The sequence below is a fragment of the Chloroflexota bacterium genome (assembly GCA_016219275.1).
GTDB lineage: Bacteria > Chloroflexota > Anaerolineae > UBA4142 > UBA4142 > JACRBM01.
In genome coordinates, this window is record JACRBM010000045.1 from 88,923 (window position 1) to 107,721 (window position 18,799).

General features: G+C 55.4%; 19 protein-coding genes. 11 read left to right on the top strand and 8 right to left on the bottom strand.

Going from position 1 to position 18,799, the window contains the following annotated elements:
- Nucleotides 1–216 precede the first annotated feature (216 nt).
- Nucleotides 217–363: a hypothetical protein gene (locus tag HY868_12050; GenBank protein ID MBI5302860.1), complete on the top strand. Its 147-nt coding sequence runs from the start codon at nt 217–219 to the stop codon at nt 361–363.
- 1 nt (nt 364) lies between these two features.
- On the opposite strand, the gene HY868_12055 is transcribed toward HY868_12050, so the two are convergent.
- Both HY868_12055 and HY868_12060 read right to left on the bottom strand, forming a co-directional pair.
- Complete coding sequence (locus HY868_12055) at nt 365–616, bottom strand: hypothetical protein (protein MBI5302861.1); 252 nt, start codon at nt 614–616, stop codon at nt 365–367.
- A gap of 5 nt (nt 617–621) precedes the next feature.
- Nucleotides 622–1,353 carry a class I SAM-dependent methyltransferase gene (locus HY868_12060; GenBank protein MBI5302862.1) on the bottom strand — a complete coding sequence of 244 codons (732 nt, stop codon included), beginning with the start codon at nt 1,351–1,353 and terminating at the stop codon, nt 622–624.
- Between the two features lie 388 nt (nt 1,354–1,741).
- On the opposite strand from HY868_12060, the gene HY868_12065 reads away from it, so the two are divergent.
- The 3 genes from HY868_12065 (at nt 1,742) to HY868_12075 (ending at nt 5,610) form a co-directional block, all read left to right on the top strand.
- Nucleotides 1,742–2,620, top strand: a complete 879-nt coding sequence (locus HY868_12065; GenBank protein MBI5302863.1) for an alpha/beta fold hydrolase — start codon at nt 1,742–1,744, stop codon at nt 2,618–2,620.
- A gap of 180 nt (nt 2,621–2,800) precedes the next feature.
- Nucleotides 2,801–3,046, top strand: a complete 246-nt coding sequence (locus HY868_12070; GenBank protein MBI5302864.1) for a hypothetical protein — start codon at nt 2,801–2,803, stop codon at nt 3,044–3,046.
- Nucleotides 3,047–3,201: 155 nt separating this feature from the next.
- A complete protein-coding gene (locus HY868_12075) occupies nt 3,202–5,610 on the top strand; it encodes a hypothetical protein (protein ID MBI5302865.1) in 2,409 nt (802 codons plus the stop codon).
- A 41-nt stretch (nt 5,611–5,651) separates the two neighbouring features.
- Here HY868_12075 and HY868_12080 read toward each other — a convergent pair whose 3' ends face one another.
- From HY868_12080 to HY868_12100, 5 genes are all read right to left on the bottom strand, one after another.
- A complete protein-coding gene (locus HY868_12080; protein MBI5302866.1) occupies nt 5,652–6,152 on the bottom strand; it encodes a Uma2 family endonuclease in 501 nt (166 codons plus the stop codon).
- A gap of 29 nt (nt 6,153–6,181) precedes the next feature.
- A protein-coding gene (gene prfB / locus HY868_12085) for a peptide chain release factor 2 (GenBank protein ID MBI5302867.1) occupies nt 6,182–7,280 on the bottom strand; the annotation gives its coding sequence in 2 pieces (ribosomal slippage) (nt 6,182–7,213 and nt 7,215–7,280; 1,098 coding nt in all).
- A 27-nt stretch (nt 7,281–7,307) separates the two neighbouring features.
- Nucleotides 7,308–7,724, bottom strand: a complete 417-nt coding sequence (locus HY868_12090) for an endonuclease domain-containing protein (GenBank protein ID MBI5302868.1) — start codon at nt 7,722–7,724, stop codon at nt 7,308–7,310.
- A 220-nt stretch (nt 7,725–7,944) separates the two neighbouring features.
- Nucleotides 7,945–8,865: a signal recognition particle-docking protein FtsY gene (gene ftsY / locus HY868_12095; protein ID MBI5302869.1), complete on the bottom strand. Its 921-nt coding sequence runs from the start codon at nt 8,863–8,865 to the stop codon at nt 7,945–7,947.
- Between the two features lie 116 nt (nt 8,866–8,981).
- On the bottom strand, nt 8,982–12,797 hold the full coding sequence (locus HY868_12100) for a DNA polymerase III subunit alpha (protein ID MBI5302870.1): 3,816 nt from the start codon (nt 12,795–12,797) through the stop codon (nt 8,982–8,984).
- A 557-nt stretch (nt 12,798–13,354) separates the two neighbouring features.
- On the opposite strand from HY868_12100, the gene HY868_12105 reads away from it, so the two are divergent.
- The 7 genes from HY868_12105 (at nt 13,355) to rlmB (ending at nt 18,063) form a co-directional block, all read left to right on the top strand.
- Nucleotides 13,355–14,401: a TRAM domain-containing protein gene (locus HY868_12105; protein MBI5302871.1), complete on the top strand. Its 1,047-nt coding sequence runs from the start codon at nt 13,355–13,357 to the stop codon at nt 14,399–14,401.
- 1 nt (nt 14,402) lies between these two features.
- Complete coding sequence (locus HY868_12110) at nt 14,403–14,849, top strand: nucleotidyltransferase domain-containing protein (GenBank protein MBI5302872.1); 447 nt, start codon at nt 14,403–14,405, stop codon at nt 14,847–14,849.
- Nucleotides 14,836–15,261: a DUF86 domain-containing protein gene (locus tag HY868_12115; protein ID MBI5302873.1), complete on the top strand. Its 426-nt coding sequence runs from the start codon at nt 14,836–14,838 to the stop codon at nt 15,259–15,261. Before HY868_12110 ends, HY868_12115 begins: the two co-directional genes overlap by 14 nt.
- Before the next feature lie 90 nt (nt 15,262–15,351).
- On the top strand, nt 15,352–16,785 hold the full coding sequence (locus HY868_12120; GenBank protein ID MBI5302874.1) for a cysteine--tRNA ligase: 1,434 nt from the start codon (nt 15,352–15,354) through the stop codon (nt 16,783–16,785).
- A 43-nt stretch (nt 16,786–16,828) separates the two neighbouring features.
- Nucleotides 16,829–17,020, top strand: coding sequence for a hypothetical protein (locus HY868_12125; protein ID MBI5302875.1), 192 nt, complete (start codon nt 16,829–16,831; stop codon nt 17,018–17,020).
- Entirely contained in the window at nt 17,020–17,313 is a 294-nt protein-coding gene (locus tag HY868_12130; protein ID MBI5302876.1) for a type II toxin-antitoxin system RelE/ParE family toxin, read from the top strand. Before HY868_12125 ends, HY868_12130 begins: the two co-directional genes overlap by 1 nt.
- Entirely contained in the window at nt 17,314–18,063 is a 750-nt protein-coding gene (gene rlmB / locus HY868_12135; protein ID MBI5302877.1) for a 23S rRNA (guanosine(2251)-2'-O)-methyltransferase RlmB, read from the top strand.
- 22 nt (nt 18,064–18,085) lie between these two features.
- Here the strand turns inward: rlmB and HY868_12140 are convergent.
- On the bottom strand, nt 18,086–18,799 hold a 714-nt coding region (locus HY868_12140; GenBank protein MBI5302878.1), incomplete at its 5' end, for a hypothetical protein.

Sequence of the window (18,799 nt, forward strand, 5' to 3'; positions counted from 1 at the left end):
TATTACTTTGTTCCATTCTTGTCAAGTTTTTCGCAAATACGGTGTGATGGAACAAATAGAACGCGGATTCACACGGATGGTTTTTCACATCCGCGAAAATCCGGGTGAATCCGCGTCCAAAACAAATTCGTAATTTAGATTGCTACAGCGAAATGTCCCAATCAATGTGTGAGGGTCACACGATCGGGACTCGATGAGGATACGTGAGAGGCACGAATGAAGAACCGAACGAACACGTGGTTGAACGCGGGCGCAGCATTGCTCGTGTTGTTCACGGCGATGTTCGATCCGCGCGTGTCCGCTGGTATGGCGTTCGTCGTCTTGATCGGGCTGACGATGTACTACTGGACCCGACGCGCGTGATTTATTCGACCTGGATGCGTGTCGCTTTCGGCGCGGCTTTGTCCTGCTCGATTTTTTCGAGTTTCTCGATGCGCGCGTCAATCAATGACCGCCACGCGAGCAACACTTCGCGGTACGCCGCGCGACGGTGCGTGTGAAATTCGTCCGGAAACATGTCGCCGTGCCGCCCCTGCATCTCTTTGCGAAACGCCTTGATCGTCTCGGCGAGATGATCTTCCCAGGACAACTCTTTGGTTTCTTTTGCTTCAGACATTTTCGTCACTCCTTTTTCGCGATCACCATCAACGACGTGCCCATCGGCAAATTGAATCGCGCGATCAGCGCGGCTTCGATGCGACCGACGCCACGCAGAATCGTGTTGAGCCACGGTGCGACCGGTTCCATCTCGACTTGGTACGCGTCCGCGTCAAAGTGATGCGATTCGAGTTGTTGCTTCTGCCCCATCGCGTTTCGCAACAGAATCAGCGGCGCGGACATCGGGAACACGAGCAAGAAACCGAAGGTCAAGCGTTTGACGCGCAAGCCCGCGCGCTCGACGAGTGCGCGCAATTCGTTCGGTGTGTAACGATGCTTGTGTCCGTTCAGCACATCGTTGTAACTCCACAGCCATTGAAACGCCGGCGTCGAGATCGCGAGCACACCACCCGGTCGCAAAACGCGCGACGCCTCGCGAATGATCGCCGCGTCTTCGTTCACATGTTCGATCACATCGAGCGCGGTGACAAGATCGAAAGACGCGTCAGGAAATGGAATACCGCGCGTCGCATCGCCCTGACGAACATCATAGCCGCGCTGTTGCGCCATCGCGACCGGGCGCGCGTCCACTTCGACGCCTTTGACGCGTCCGTAGCGCGCCAAGTGATGAATCATATTTCCTGCGCCGCAACCGATGTCGAGCACATCGCCATCGCGACGTGATACGTTCGCATCGAGCAAATTCAGTAAAGACCATGTGCGCGTGGCAAACCACCAATGTTGATCTTCGGGCAATTCGGTGATCGGCGTCGCGTTCGATTGAGCCAGCGAATTGATAGGTCAACTCCTTCGATAAATTCACCGGTATTTTACACCACTTGTCCCGCTCACGCAATCGTGCCCGCTGGATTGACACGCATTTCACGTGAACCCAAAAACGGAATTCGCACGTAGTACAAGTATCGTCAATCCCGCTCCGCATAAAAGGATATTTGTGAAATCGAATAGAGCATTGATCCTCGCGCTCCTCGCATTGACACTCGTCAGCGCGTGTGGGAGCGCACCGCCGGCGTCGAGCACGCCCACCATCGCGCTATCGCCCTCGCCCTCGCCAACATTCGAACCGACTACCACACCAACGTCAACGCCAACACCAACACCACATCCGCTTACCGTCACACTCATGCGCGCGCGCGAGTATCCGGGAAGCGATATCGTCATCGAGGAAACGTTAGCGTCGGGCACAAACTATAAACGGTACCTCGTGTCGTACCAATCCGATGGCTTGAAGATTTTCGCATTGATGACGATCCCGGACGGAACGAAACCGAAAACGGGATTTCCGGCAATTGTGTTCAACCACGGTTACATTCCACCGTCGCAGTACAAAACGACCGAGCGTTACGTCGCGTACGTGGATGGATTCGCGCGCAATGGCTACATCGTGTTTCGTCCCGATTATCGCGGGCACGGCGAATCGGATGGCATCGCGAGCGGCGGGTACGGTTCGCCTGACTACACGATTGACGTGCTCAATGCGTTAGCATCCGTCAAGAAATACAAGGACGCGGATCCGAATCGCATCGGCATGTGGGGACACTCGATGGGCGGGAGCATCACACTGCGCGCGATGGTTACGAGCAAAGAGATCAAAGCCGGCGTGATTTGGGCGGGCGTCGTCGCGTCGTACCCCGATTTGCTGAACAATTGGAATCGCGGGGGGACTCCCGCGCCGACGCCGGCATTTCCAACCTTTGCGCGACGTTGGCGACAAGACCTGGTATATCAGTACGGAAGCCCGGACCAAAATCCGCAATTCTGGGATTCGATCTCGCCGAATGCGTTCCTCGGCGATTTGTCGGGACCGCTTCAATTGCACCACGGCACCGCCGACACGAGTGTGCCGTTTGCATTTTCCGAAAAATTATTTAGCCAGGTCAAAGCGGCGGGCAAGCCGGTCGAGTTCTATAGTTACAAGGGCGACAACCACAACATCTCGGTGAATTTTTCGCAAGCGATCCAGCGTTCGATTGCCTTTTTCAACAAGTACGTCAAGGGATGAAAGACGCCTCATCCCGCCAGAGAGCGATTCCGGCTTTTACCGGAATCGCTCTTTTTTTGCGACAGCTCAACCTTGCGAAGGAGAAGTGATTGGCAATCTTCGCAAGGATGAGCTGAGTAGACACTTTTTTGCGAACGCGGGCAAGTGCGTTATAATTGTCCGCAAACGAAGGAGGAACGTATGCCGTTCTATACTGTGAACCTCGACTCGATTCTTGAAGAACTCGATATTCCGACGATCAAATCCGCGCGCATCGAAGTGGACCGCTACGTTCAAGAAATTCTCGGCACGATTGACGCGGACAGCGAAACGGTTTGGCCCCTGCTCCACGAAAAAATGCGCGACCCCGCGTGGACGGCTGAATTCAAAAAACAGTTGAAAGCGAAATGGGACGCGCGCGATTGGCGCAAGGGATTGCTGAGTTGATGGGACGAACATCAGAGCCAGGGAGCAGAGGAGCAGCGGAGCGAGGGAAAAACAGCGCCCCCCCGCTCCCCCGCTCCCTTGCTCCTCTACATTCAAGTTCGATTTTATCAAGAGACGGTCTCGCGCTCATCCTCTTTACCGCGCTGACATGCGTGATGACGAATCCGCTCGTCCTGCACATCGCGAACGCGGTCGAGGACAAGCAAGACGCGTTGCTCAACACGTGGATTGTCGCGTGGGTGGGGCACGCGCTTATCACCGATCCGCTCAACCTGTTCAACGCGAATATCTTTTACCCGTACCCCAACACACTCGCCTACTCCGAAACGATGTTGCCGCAAGGACTGTTCGCGCTTCCCTTCAACCTCGCGTTCGACAACACCGTCCTGGGTTACAACCTGGCTTTGCTCGCGTCGTTCTTCCTCGCCGCGTACGCGATGTACCTATTCGTGTTCGATCTCACGCGCTCGCGCGGCGCAGGTATTGTCGCCGGTACAATTTTCGCGTTCAATCCGTACAATCTCGGCAATCTCGCGCAGGTGCAGTTGCTGTCGTTTGGCTGGCTGCCGTTGGCGATGCTGTGGCTGCGAAGAATTCTAAATTCTGAATTCAAAATTCAAAATTCAAAATTCAAATTACGAATTACGAATTACGAACTACGAATTTGTTTTCTCTTCGCGCTTTTCTTTTCTCTGCAAGCCCTCTCGTCTTTTTATTACGCGTTCCTCGCCGGATTCGCAGTCGCGCTGTATTTCATCTGGTTGTTTATCACACTATACGCAATTCGCAATTCGGTTCAAATCCAACTATTCACTGTTTACCGTTTACTTTTCACTCGTTTACTTGTTTCAGCCATCCTCATCGCCATCCTCATCGTCCCATTCTTCATCCCGTACTTGCAGGTTCAACGCGAGATGGGATTCGAGCGCAAGGTAACTGAGAGCGAGCCGTTCAGCGCGAGTTTGAAACTGTACACCGAAGTGTCGCCGCAAAATTTTCTGTACGGCAACTTGCTCGCGCCGCGCCCGCCGATTATGAACGGCGGCTATCCACTCGACAATCTCTTTCCCGGCATCCTCGCGGTTGTCCTCGCAATTATTGGCATCGCTGCGACAAAGAATCGTGAACGTTGGTTTTACTTTATACTATTAATTTTTGGCATTTTATTTTCGCTCGGTCCGCGTCTTTTCCTCGCACCGAACAACGCGACTGACCTCACGCTTCCGTACCGCTGGCTCTACGACGCGTTTCCCCTAATGCGTGCGCTGCGTGGGCCGGTGCGGTTTGACGTGCTCGTCATGTTCGCGCTCGCCATCCTGACCGGATTTGGCTTTTCACGCATCACGCCTCACACACGCTTAGCGCGTTTCATCAATTACCAATTACCAATAACGCTTTTCTTGATCGCCCTCGAATACCTCGCGCTCCCCGCCGCGCAAATCACGCCCGTGCCGGTGTGGAATGAGATACCCGAGTACGTGCGTTGGCTACGCCAGCAACCACCAGGTGTGATTCTCGAATTGCCGATGATTGCAAGCGATCCAACCAAGCCGCTCGATCTGACGACGCAATATCTTTCGACGTACCACTGGCAGAATACGCCCGATGGTTACAGCGGATTCAATCCCGGCAAACGCGGCGAGATTGCATACGAGATGCAAGCGTTTCCGAATGAACGCTCGCTTGCTCTGCTACATGTCTTGGGCACGCAATTTGTCGTCGTCCACACTAAGCAAATGCCCGACTGGAACACGCGACTCGAAGCGATTAATCGCTCGATTGGCGTTCAACTGGAAAAACAACTGGGCGACGATTTGATTTACCGCGGCGTGAGTTTACCGCAAGTCAAATCCTTGTCGCCACAATTGTATTTGCCCCATCCCGCCGCGCCGAATCAATCGTATTTGGTTTATCTCATCGTGCGAAATCGGGGCAATCAAATTTTTGCGGTCAAGCCCACCGCGCAACTGCGGATGTTTGCGAATTGGAGCAACGGCACACGCGAGCAAGTGAACGCCACGATACCCGTGGTCACTTCAAGCGTGTCCGTCATTCCGATTCGCGTGAATGCGCCCGCGCAACCGGGCAATTATCAACTGCGCTTGCAGGTATTTGGCGATGGATTTGGACCCTGGGATTTATCGGGGAACGTCTCGGTGGAAAGTGGCGAGCCAGCACATCAAGTCATTATCCCGGCGCGTGTGGCGTTGACCTCGGCACTGAAATCGCAGTACGCACCGGGCGATTCACTCGCGCTCAAGCTGACCTGGTTGCCGCTCAACAAAATTGACGCGTACTATAGCGCGTCGGTGCGCGTCGTGGATGCGCACGGTAATAAAATCGCGCAACAAGACCGCGAACCGGCGGGGAGGACTTTTTTGTGGAGACCGAATGTCGCCGTGTCCGATGCGTACACGTTCACATTACCAAGCGACATCTCGCCGGGTGAGTACTCGATTCAGGTTTTGATGTACCAAGCCGAACAAGGCATTGACGCATTGTTGCTCGACGAAAATTACATCCCGCGCGAAACTATCGAACCAGGCAAATTCACCGTGAAATGAAAAACCGTCCAGGTTTTCAAAAACTTGGACGGTCCCGGTGTTTACACCTCGCACTGACATCCACACTCGAACTGAATCTTTATCGGCGATGTGAAATTTTTCCTTCCATCGCGCCGTGCATGGAGCACGAACAGCGTAAACGGGTCAAATATGACCACATCTTTCACCCCTTGCGCGAGATACAAGTACGGCGCGAGTTCCATATCCTTCGCCTCGTACCCTTTGCTAATGACTTCGATCACGGCTTCGGGAATAAGCGTGACAGCATGTTCTGTTTCATCAGGGCGACGAAAAAAAATTGAAATGTCTGGACGCTTTAGTGAACCATCAGGAAACTGAATGTAAATATCCGCGTAATGAAAACAACCACACCCAGAACCTGCAAGCGGACTAGACTGGATTGTACTGCGAATACGATCAACCGCTTCCTGATGCTTTATCGCTGGAAACGCTTCCCACACCGGCATGCCGCCAACAATTTCTAACCGCACACCGGCTTGGTCAGCTCGTTCAATCATCGCTTCCAATTCCTTTGGCGTCATTTTGACCTCCTGTTCACTGTTCACACTGCCTACTGTCCCACTTGGCTTTTCAAGTACGCTTCGATGAACGCGTCGAGATCGCCGTCGAGAACCAGGTCGGTGCGCGAGGTCTCGTACTCGGTGCGATGATCCTTGACCATTTGGTACGGATGCAACACGTACGAACGAATCTGATTGCCCCAACCCGCCTCGACGTGTTGTCCTTTGAGTCGCGCTTTTTCCTGTTCGCGCTTTTCGATTTCGAGTTCGACCAAGCGCGAACGCAGAACCTTGAACGCATTCTCCTTGTTCTGCAACTGCGAGCGTTCGTTCTGACACGTCACGATGATGCCGGTCGGAATGTGCGTGAGCCGCACCGCCGTCGAAACTTTTTGCACATTCTGTCCGCCGTGTCCCGACGCGTGATAAATATCAATCTTGACCTCCTCCGGCTTGACCTCGATTTCCGTCGCATCCTCGATCTCCGGCGTCACTTCGACGAGCGCGAACGACGTGTGCCGCCGATGATTCGCGTCGAACGGCGACAGCCGCACGAGGCGATGCACGCCGCGCTCGGCTTTCAATCGTCCGTACGCGTACTGCCCCTCGATGTGAATGTCTACCGATTTGATGCCCGCTTCTTCGCCATCGGTCTCTTCGTAAATATCCGTTTTGTAATTGCGCGTCTCCGCATAGCGCAGGTACATCCGCATCAACATCGAAGCCCAATCCTGGGATTCGGTGCCGCCCGCACCGGCGTGAATCGAAAGGATCGCGCCGTTGCGATCATAGTCGCCGGAAAAGAGCATCTCAAATTCGAGCGCGGCAAGTTTGCTTTCGATCTCCGGCACTTCGCGCGCAACTTCGTCACCCATTTCCGGCTGATCCTCTTCGATGGCAAGTTCGATCAAGCCGAGCGCGTCGCGCGTTTTCGCTTCGAGTTCGCGCCACGTCGTCGTCTCTGCTTTCAGCGCGGTGAGATCGCGCATCTGCGTTTGCGCGGCGACGTTATCGTTCCAAAAATCCGGCTGCGCGGCTTTCTCTTCCAACTCGGCAGCGCGTTTTTCTTTTCCTGCAATGTCAAAGACGCTCCAAGAGTGTGCTGATGCGCGTGTTCAGTTCGGTGAGTTTAGCTTTCAAATCTTCCAACGTAACGCTCCCTTCAAAAACTCCACCCTAACTTGGAGAGAATTCCCCCTCCCCTTGACAAGGGGAGGGTCGGGGTGGGGTTGTCTTCTGCATGATTATCTGCGTGATATATTCCATCACATCGTCAATGCTATGATAAATCTGATTGTTCGTGACCCTGACAAAACAAATCCCAAATGATTCAATGAAAGATAGACGAACTCGATCGTTCTCCATTGCATTCGGATTGAAATGGCTATCGCCATCTACTTCGATTGCCAACTTGAGTTCGGGGCAATAGAAATCAATCGCGTAAGCGCCAACACTAAACTGACGTCGGAATTTATAACCAAGAACCTGGCGATTACGCAAGCGCGACCACAAAACAATTTCTGCTTTGGGCATATTGCGGCGCAATTGTTGTCGTAATTCTTTTTCGGTCGCGCGGTTGTAAACCTTGGTCATTCAGCATCCACAAACCCCACCCTACCCTCCCCTTGTTAAGGGGAGGGAATGTGGCGATGCCCTTTCCCTCCCTCTTGCAGGGGGAGGCACATAGGGCTACTTTCTCCCTCCCCTTGATAAGGGGAGGGAATGTGGCAATACCCGTTCCTTCCTCTTGCCAAGGGAGGAAGTGTAGCAGAGCTGACTCCCTCCCCTTGATAAGGGGAGGGCTGGGGAGGGGTCACTCAAACAATCCATCTACAAAATCTTGCGCGTCGAACTCGGCGAAATCGTCAATCGCTTCACCAGTGCCGATAAACTTGATCGGCACTTGCAATTCCTTGACAATCGCAAACACGATGCCGCCCTTGGCGGTGCCATCAAGTTTCGTCAGAATCAAGCCCGTGAGCGGCGTCGCTTTTTTGAATTCGCGCGCTTGCTGCAAACCATTCTGCCCGGTCACTGCATCGAGCACGAGCAAGGTTTCGTGCGGCGCGGTCGGATCGTTCTTTTGCAGAACGCGCGCGATTTTTTCGAGTTCCTTCATCAAGTTGAACTTGGTCTGCAAACGTCCCGCCGTGTCTACGACGAGATAGTCCGCGTGCCGTGCGTTCGCGGCTTGCCATGCATCGTACGCGACGGCGCCTGGGTCGGAATCCGGTTGATGCGCGACGACATCCACGCCATTCCGCTCGCCCCAGATTTTTAGTTGGTCAATCGCCGCGGCACGAAACGTATCCGCCGCCGCGAGAATCACTTTTTTATTTTGCGCTTTGAGATAGTTCGTCAGTTTACCGATGCTCGTCGTCTTACCCGAACCATTGACCCCGACCACAAGCACAACCTGCGGAATCGAATTTTGAATTTTGAATTCCGAATTTTGGATTTTGAGAATCGCGATCAGTTCTTCCTTAAGCATCGCTTGAACGCGATCCGTTGTGCGCGCACCTTCTTTCTCTGCGCGCACGCGCAACTTGTCCACGAGCGCGACGGTCGTGTCCACGCCCACATCTGCGCCGATGAGTATTTCTTCGAGCGCGGTCCAGTATTCCTCGGTCACTTCGTTCTTGACGACGAGCGAGGTCAGTTTCGAAAAGAACGATTGCCGCGTTTTGGTAAGACTCTCTTTGACTTGTTCTTTGCGTTTCAGAAAATTAAACATGCCACTTCCCGTTGGTGAATTTGCGCCTTGCATTATACACAATGCGCCCCGAAAAACAAAAGGTCGCTTTTCTCACGCGACCTTCTGAATTCTGAATTCCGACTCCTGGCTTCAGTCTACTGCACATCCAACGATCCCCACTCGCCGACCATTTCGTTCAGCATGTCTTGCACCAAGCCATAGTGCGTCGTGAAGTTGGGAAAGTCCAACTGCACAGTACCGTGTTGATGCGCGACAAAAAACGTAAAGCGATCGCGCCCGGTCGCACTCGTCAACACGCGAAACACTTCGCGCATGCGGCGCATGTCCTCGTCGTAATCGTTCGTGCGGTCGAGCGTGATTCGCACGTGGCGCGGCGAGCCATATGACGACCCAGGTTCTCTCACCGCGCGCGTGGTCACGTGACCATTGATGGCGTTGCCGTTTCCGCCATTACTTCTCGCGCGCGGTTCGGGCGGCGTGTCCGGTATGATCGGCACATCCGGCATTGGCGGCGGCGCAGACGGTTTCGCCGGCGGCGCGGGCAACGCGTCGAATTCGAATGGCGGTTCTTCCGGCATCGGCGGCGCAGCGTCTGACGAAACCGTCGCGACACTGTCCTCGACTATCACCGCCACGTCTGCGATGGCGGCTTCGTGGCTGTCAGGCATTGCGAATTGGATCGTCGGCGCTGGAGTGTTATTCGATGTCGTCGCTTCGGCGGTCGGCGGTCGGTCGTCCGTCGTCGGAATTTCATACTCGCGCGCCGAGTCCACGAGCAGTTGCACCTTGCCCTCGCGAAACTCGACTTTGCCGGAGACAAGCAGAATCATTTCAACGCGCCACAACTCGCGCGTTTTCGCGTACGTTTTCGGAAACACGGTCAACTCGATGTCGCCCGTCGGGTCTTCCATGCTGACGAACACCATCGTGTCGCCTTTTTTCGTTTGAATGACGCGCGTGTTCGTGACCATCCCCGCAAACGCAACCGTCTTACCCTGAGACGATTCGTCCAACTGAGTGACGAAATGCGTAATGTCTTTCGTCGCGAGTTTGGACAGACGCATCAACGGATTGTCGGAAAAGTACGCGCCGGTCAATTCTTTTTCGGTCGCGAGTTTATCGCGATTCGGAATTTCCGGTTCGTCCGGCAACGTGCCAAATGTGTCAGCCGTCGCGCCCCAACCCAACGTGTTGCTCGTTGGACTCGCCGCGCCGAACAAGGACAATTGTCCGCGATCACTCGCGCTATGTGCACTCTGGCTCGCCGCCATCATGCGATCCAACACCTTGAGCAACTGCGAACGACGACCGAACCGATCCAGCGCGCCGGCTTTGATAAGCGACTCGAGCACGCGGCGATTGACCAGACGCAAATCTACGCGGCGACAAAAATCGTCGAGCGATTTGAACGGACCAGTTTTTTTGCGCGCGTCGACAATGACTTGTACCGCGCCCACACCGACATTCTTGATCGCGCTCAACGCAAAATGAATGCCCTTGTTATTCGCGGCAATCGTGAATTGCACGTCGCTCGTGTTCACATCGGGCGGATGAATTTCGTAACCCATACGCCGCGATTCACTCACGAGTTGCGCGATGTCATCCATGTTGCCGGTCTTGGTGATGAACAACGCGGTCATGTATTCGATGGGATAGTGCGCTTTGAGGTACGCGGTCTGGCACGTCATCACCGCATAATCAGCCGCGTGCGATTTGTTAAATCCATAACGCGCAAAAAATTCAACGTCGTCGAAAATCTGCCCGGCGATTTCTTTGGTGATGACGCCGTGCTCTTCCGCGTGCGCGACAAATTTATCGCGCTCTTTCAATAATTTCTCTTTGTCTTTTTTGCCGACCGCTTTACGCAGGACATCCCCTTCGGACGCGGAGTAGCCGGCGAGTTTCACCGCGATTTCGATGATCTGCTCTTGGTAGATCATGATGCCAAAGGTGTCGGCGAGGATCGGTTCGAGCATGGGATGGCGATACTCGATCTTTTCCGTGCCGTGCAAGCGCGCGATGTAATTTGGAATGTATTCGAGTGGACCGGGGCGATAGAGGGAAATTGCCGCGACGATGTGATCGAACTTGGTCGGCTTCATCTGCTGAAGCACCTTGCGCAACCCCGCGCCTTCCACCTGAAACACGCCGGTCACATCGCCGCGCGCGAGCAGGTCGAACGCCTTCAGGTCTTCGACCGGGATGTTGCCCAGATCGAGCGCGATGCCGTGGCGCGCTTGGATGAGATCGCACGCGCGGCGCATAATCGTCAGCGTCGCGAGACCCAGGTAATCCATCTTGAGCAAGCCGACGCGTTCGAGCCAGTTCATCTCGAATTCGACGACTGGAAAACCGCCGGTGTTCTCGCCCTTGGTCGGACGATGCAGCGGCGCGTACTCGACAATCGGTTTGTCCGCGACGACGACGCCTGCCGCGTGCGTACCCGCGTTGCGCGCTACGCCTTCGAGTAGACGCGCGTTATCAATCAACTTGCGAATGTAATCGGACGATTCGTACGCGTCGCGAAAGTCCGGCACCTTTTCGAGCGTGTCGCCGATCTTGATGTTCGGTCCGGTCGGAATCAGTTTCGCCACGCGGTCCACTTCGGCGAGCGGATAGTCGAGCGCGCGACCAACATCGCGGATCGCGGCTTTAGCGCCGAGTGTGCCGAACGTGATGATCTGCGCGACATTGTCCTTGCCGTACTTTTGAATCGTGTACTCGATCAACTCCGCGCGGCGATCATCTTGAAAATCCAAGTCAATGTCCGGCATCGAGATCCGACCTGGGTTGAGGAATCGTTCAAAAATAAGGCGATGTTGAATCGGGTCGAGGTTTGTAATGCCCGCGCAGTACGCCGCCATCGAACCGGCGGCGGACCCGCGCACGTTGAACCAAATGTTGCGCTCGCGCGCCGCGCGAATCAAATCCCACACGATCAAAAAGTACGTGTCGAACCCCATCCTGTGAATGACGCCCAGTTCGTAATCGAGTCGTTCGCGTGCGGCGGCATTTCCATGTGGATAATATTTTTTGAAACCCTGCTCGCAGATATGGCGCAAATACGTTTCCGCGTTATAGCCATCGGGTACCTGCACAATCGGCAAGTGGAACTCTGTGAAATCGAGATTGACATTGCAACGCTCCGCGATGAGAAGCGTGTTCGCAATCGCTTCGGGAATTTCGCTCCACACCGCGCGCATTTCGTCGGACGATTTCAAGTAATAGTCGGTGCCATCCATCCGCATGCGCTTGGGATCGGTGATGACCGTGCCGGTTTGAATGCAGAGCAACACATCTTGCGCGTTCGCATCTTCGGGGCGGAGATAGTGCGCGTCGTTCGTCGCGACGAGCGGCAAGTTGAATTCGCGCGCGAGTTCGACGAGTTGCTTGTTCAGTCCGACAAATTCCGCGATGCCGTGCTCTTGCAACTCGACGTAGAGCCGGTCTTGAAACACCTCGTTGAGCCAGCCGAGCATTTTGCGCGCATCATCGCGTTTGCCATCGTGCAACAGGCGCGGCACCGGCGCGGAGGGGCAACCGGTCGTGCAAATGATTCCCGCGCTGTGCTTTGCCAACAAATCGCGATCCATCCGTGGATAATAATAAAATCCTTCGAGTTCGGATGCCGACACGAGTTTGAGCAGATTTTGATAACCCGTATTGTTCTCGGCGAGAAGAAGCAAGTGGTATGAACTGCGGTCCTCTTTCGGATCGCGATCTTTCAGCGAACGTTTGGCGAGGTACGCTTCGACGCCGATGATCGGCTTGATGCCCTTGGCTTTGCACGCGTCGTAGAATTCAATCGCGGCGAACATGGTGCCGTGATCGGTCAGCGCGAGCGCGGTCTGTTTTAGTTCGGCGGCGCGCGCGGCGATGTCCTTGGGATGCGCGAGTCCGTCAAGCAGACTGTACTCGCTGTGAACGTGAAGATGAACGAAATCACTCATAGTGGTTCAATCGAGGAGATAAAACGCGCCAATGATCCAACCTGCCAACCCTGGCACTTGCCGATGGCATGTCTTTGATTCGATGCTTTGCATCGAGTTATTGACATGCCCTCGCCGCCAGGGTAAGCGTGAGCCAAACGATTTTCAGCCATTGGTAATTTGGATGATTGGCGGCTTGGCTCATTACGTTTGGTATTATAGCACAGATTTTCTTGGACGGCGCATAGAGTTGGACGACTTGAACAAATTTTAAGGCACGCCTAATGTACCGCAATTGATCGCTCCAACAATCTGGGAACGGAACGCGGTCGGTTCCCTTCACCGTGAAAAAATTTTGGCGCAGCGATTGACATTTGGGTACTCCTGTGCTAAGATGATGCTGACAACAACCAAATCATTTTCCCAGCCACCTAACTGCATAAATCGCTTGTGCTCGGAGACACGCCAGTCGGTTCGTTATTAATGCTCTGCAATTGTAATTTTTCTTTTTCTTGGTCGGTGGAGTGTGCCTCGAAGCGCACTCTTTTTTTGCGGCGCGGCGCTGGGAGGAGGTCACGATGGGCATCGAACTACTCCTCCGCATTGTGGGGATGATTGTTTTTGCAATCATTGGCTGGCGCATCGGCGATTCGCTTGGCGCCGGTCCTGACACGATCCGTTACGTCATTATCCTCGTCCTGGCTGGCGCGGCGCTGGGCTTGCTTATCACGCCGTGGGTCACGATTCGCCCTTACACATGGGTGCGTCGGACCATTCGGCAAATTCCCGCGCAACAACTGCTCGCCGCGACGATCGGTTTGCTGATCGGTTTGATCATCGCCGCACTCACCGCCTTTCCGCTCTCCTTCCTACCCAATCCACTTGGCTCGATTTTGCCGTTCGTCTCGCTCATCATTTTCGGTTATCTCGGCGCGTGGGTGATGATTACGCGCGAGCGCGATTTCTACGCGATTCTCGGCGGACGGTTTGGCAAAGAAGGCGCGACCAAAGCAGCGCCCACCGACCGCCAAGTCCTGCTCGACACGAGCGTGATTATTGACGGACGCATCGCGGACATTTCGCACACCGGCTTTATTGACGGCACGATGATGATTCCGCGATTCGTGCTCGCCGAGTTGCAACACATCGCCGATTCCGCCGATCCGCTGCGCCGCAATCGCGGGCGACGCGGACTGGATATGCTCAACAAATTGCAAAAAGAGTCCATCGTCCCGATTCGCATCACCGACCTGGATGTCGAAGAGGTGCACGAAGTAGACGACAAACTCGTGCGGCTCGGCAAGAATTTGCGCTGCCCGATTGTCACGAACGACTATAACCTGAACCGCGTCGCCGAATTGCAAGGTGTGCGCGTGTTGAACATCAACGAGTTGGCGAACGCGATTCGCGCGGTCGTCCTGCCCGGTGAAACGATGCGCGTGCGCGTGGTGCAAGAAGGCAAAGAGTTGGGGCAAGGCGTCGCGTATCTCGACGACGGCACGATGGTCGTCGTAGACAACGGACGGCGCTCGATTGGTAACACGATTGACGTCGTCGTGACGCGAATGTTGCAGACGAATCAGGGGCGCATGATTTTCGCCGCGCCGGCGGATGAGAAAAAATAAGATGCGCGAGAAAAAAGGCAAGATCGAAATCGCTCCACTCGAACAACTGATTCCGATTTTTGCCGCGGATGCGGGCATTGTGCTCGCGTATCTGTTCGGCTCGTATGCGCGCGGCGACGCCCACGCGTTGAGCGATGTGGACATCGCCCTCTTGCTTTCGCCTACCGTGTCCCGCGACGCGTACTTGAATTATCGCGTCGAATACATTTCTCAAATCAGTCGCCTGCTCCACGATGACCGAGTGGATGTAGTGATTCTCAACACCGCGCCGCCACTCCTCGCGCACGAAGCGATCAAAGGGCGTTTGTTGTTCGAGCGGTCGCCGGAAGCGCGCGTGAAATTTGTCGTGGACGCCCAGCGCCAATACCTCGATGTGAAGCATCTTTACGCAATTGATAACGCGTACATGAGCCAACGCTTGAAGGAAGGCACGTTTGGTCAGCCCTGAAGTTGTCCGCAAACGTCTTCGTTTACTCGAGGGCTACCTCAGGAAATTGCAGCGCATCCGCACGAACACCTCGCCGGAAGATTTTCTTTCGGACACTGATAAACAGGACATCGCGGAACGCAATCTGCATTTAGCCATCGAATCGCTCTTTGATATCGGACAACACATCATCGCAAGTTCGGGCTGGGAACCGGCGGAGGAGTACGCGAGTATTTTTGCGACGTTGCGCCAACACGGCGTCATTGCCGATGCGCTATTTGCGCGCACGAGCGGTATGGCTGGCTTTCGCAACCTGCTCGTTCACGAGTACGCCGGGATTGATCATTCTCAGGTCTATGCAATTCTTCAAGATCACATGGGCGATTTGCAAGAACTCGCCCACGCGTTTCAAGACTATGTTGGCGAACCATAACCAGTTCTACCGATTCGCCTGCGTCTGTACGACGGGGACATTGTTTCGCAATGTCCCCTTTCTCGCGTTGACCTTTATCATCGGAGAAGAATCGTGAAAATTTATAATACGCTCACGCGTCAAAAAGAAGAATTCAAACCGCTTGTTCAGGACCGCGTGGCGATGTACGTCTGCGGTCCTAATCTTTATGATCCCTGCCACGTTGGACACGCGTTCTCGTACATCGTGTTCGATACGCTGAAACGTTACTTGCGTTATCGCGGCTACCAAGTGCGCCACGTCCAGAATTTCACCGACATCGAAGACCGCATCATCGCCAAAGCACAAAACCAACAGACGACGATTCAGGCGCTCGCCGAGACGTACATTGCGCGCTTTTATCGCGAGATGGACGCGCTCAACATCGAGCGCGCCGACGCGTATCCGCGCGCGACCGGCGTCATCGGCACGATCATCCAAATCACGCAAGGGCTGATCGAAAAAGGGTACGCATATCAAGTCGAAGGCGATGTCTATTTTCGTGTCCGCAAAGACGACGACTACGGCAAGCTCTCGCACCGCCGGCTCGACGAGATGGAAGCTGGCGCGCGCATCGCGGTGGACGAGCGCAAAGACGACCCGCTCGATTTCGCGTTGTGGAAAGCATCGAAACCGGGCGAACCCAGCTGGGACAGTCCCTGGGGCAAGGGTCGTCCGGGCTGGCACATCGAATGCTCCGCGATGAATCTCGAAACGCACGGCGAGCAGATTGACATTCACGGCGGCGGACACGACGTCATCTTTCCACATCACGAAAACGAAATCGCGCAGAGCGAATCGTACACCGGCAAAACGTTCGCGCGTTACTGGATGCACAACGCGCTCTTGCGTTTGAGCGGCGACACATCGGCTGAGGATAAAATGTCGCGCCATGTTGGCAACACACTGTGGGTCAAGGATGCGCTCGAACGGCACGAACCGGACGCGATGCGGCTTTACTTGCTTTCGACGCACTATCGCACGCCGCTCGCGTGGCGCGATGATGACGTGGACGCGACCGCGCGCGGACTCGACCGTTGGCGCGCCGCGCTCAAAGATTCTACCCCCACCCCCACCCCCACCCCCAACCCCTCCCCCGCTAGCAGGGGAGGCGAAGACGCGTTGACCCAGTTCGCGCAACAGACGCGCGAAAAATTCATCGCCGCGATGGACGACGACCTGGGTTCGCCGCAAGCGATTGCCGCGCTGCACGAACTCGTGCGCGAGATCAATCGCGCGCGCGCCGAAAACGCGATACCCGACGCGCTCGCGCCCGCGCAAGCGACTCTGCGCGAACTCGCGGGTATCCTGGGATTGACGCTGACGATGCGCGAATCGTCCACGCTTGCCGCCGCGCCCTTCATCGAATTGCTCATCGCCGTCCGCAAGGACTTGCGCGCTGCCAAACAGTATGCGCTCTCCGACAAGGTGCGCGACGAACTTGCAAAACTCGGCATCGCGCTCGAAGATGGTCCGCAAGGTACGACGTGGAAATCGGGCGCGTAGCGAATAGCCATCTGTCACCTGTTTGTTCCGGAGAGATAAAGAAATGCCCGCGACAAAAGTATTATCAGTCGAACAACTAGCCAAAGCCCTAGCACGGCTTTCGCCGTCGGAGTACGAATCGCTCATCCAAATCTTGGACAAGGAGAACCTCAAAAAACGCCGCACAGTCGTCCATCGCCAAGTCGCCAAAGGTCAAGTCGTGACTGAGCGCACCTTGTTCAAGAGTCTCGGTTAATGTACAACCTCATCATTCCTGACGCTGTTGCCAAAGACGTCAAGCGTCTCGACCGACCGGTTCAACGCAAGCTACGTGATGTCCATTCCCCATGCCTCAAAGAGAATCCACATACTGGGGAACAACTTCGTGGTGCGTTGAATGGTATTTGGAGCTATCACTTCAAATTTCGCACGACCCAGTATCGGATCGCTAACGAGATTCTCGATCAAGAGCAAGAGGTATTGCTCGTAATGATCGGTAAACGCGGTGATTTCTACGAAGCATTGTTGCGCCGCGTGGGACTGTGGTAGATGACAGAGTACATTTACGGGCGTCACGCGATTCTTGAAGCACTGCGCGCCGAACGCCGCGTTGAAGAAATTCTCGTTGCGCGCGGCACGCACGCGCAAGGCGCACTCAATGAACTGCTCACGCTCGCGAAGAATGCGCGGATTCCCGTGCGCGAAATGCCGCGCGCCGAGCTGGACAAACTCGCACATAATCACCAAGGGGTGCTCGCGCGGCTGGGCGAATTCGTGTACGCCGAGATCGAAGATTTGCTCGCCGTCGCGCGTGAACGCGGCGAGCCGGCATTGCTGTTGATGCTCGATTCGGTGCAAGACCCGCAGAATTTTGGCGCGTTGTTAAGAACCGCGGAAGCCATCGGCGTTCACGGCGTCATCATTGCGGAGCGCCGTTCGGTCGGCGTGACGCCGGCAGTCGTCAAGGCATCCGCCGGCGCGGTGAATCATCTCCGCATCGCGCGCGTGACGAATCTCGCGCGCACCATCGAAGAACTCAAACGCGCGAATGTCTGGGTTGTCGGCGTGGAGAACGATCCGCGCGCGCAAGAGTTTGATCGCGTAGATTACAACATGGATACCGCATTCGTCCTGGGAAGCGAAGGGGCGGGGCTGGGTCGGCTGGTCAGTGAAAAGTGCGATCTGCTCGTGCGCCTGCCGATGTGGGGTAAGATCGGCTCGCTCAATGTCGCGGTTGCCGGTTCGATCATCCTTTACACTGCGAAACGGGGACAGAAACCAAGACCCGAAGGGTTTTAGAAACCCTTCGGGTCTTTACTTTTTAGAACGTTGTCTCCGCGTGAATGAACGCGGTCTCTCCTTGCACGTTCACCTCGATCACACGTCCGCCAATCGTCACGAGATACAAACCGTCCTCCGTCGCAGGGTATTCGAATCCGCCGTCGCCGTACTGCGGCGCGGTCCCGCTGACCAACTTAGTTTGATTACCTTGTGGGTCTTGAATCACTAGCGTGATTCCACGACGCGGAAGCGCGCCGGCAATCATGCGCTCGCCCGGCAAACTATCCACGTGAACGCGTTTGGCAATCACCGATGACGTTTCTTGTGATAGTGGCGCTGTCGGTTTTGGTTGTGGTGGAGGTGTTGCCTCCTTGATCTCGCGCGGCACTGGCATAATCACCGGCATATCGAGTGGAACGCGCGGCGCGAGTGGTTCGGCTGAACTAAGTGTCGTCGGCAAAATCAACGGCACGCGTGGTTCCTGGGTCGGCTCGATAGGCGCGACCGGTTCGCTCGCGATGGGCGCGACCGGCGGCGTCGGCAAAATCAACGGCACGCGTGGTTCCTGGGTCGGCTCGATAGGCGCGACCGGTTCGCTCGCGATGGGCGCGACCGGCGGCGTCGGCAAATTCAACGGCACGCGCAGTTCCTGGGTCGGCTCGATAGGCGCGACCGGTTCGCTCGCGATGGGCGCGACCGGCGGCGTCGGCAAATTCAACGGCACGCGCAGTTCCTGGGTCGGCTCGACGGGCGC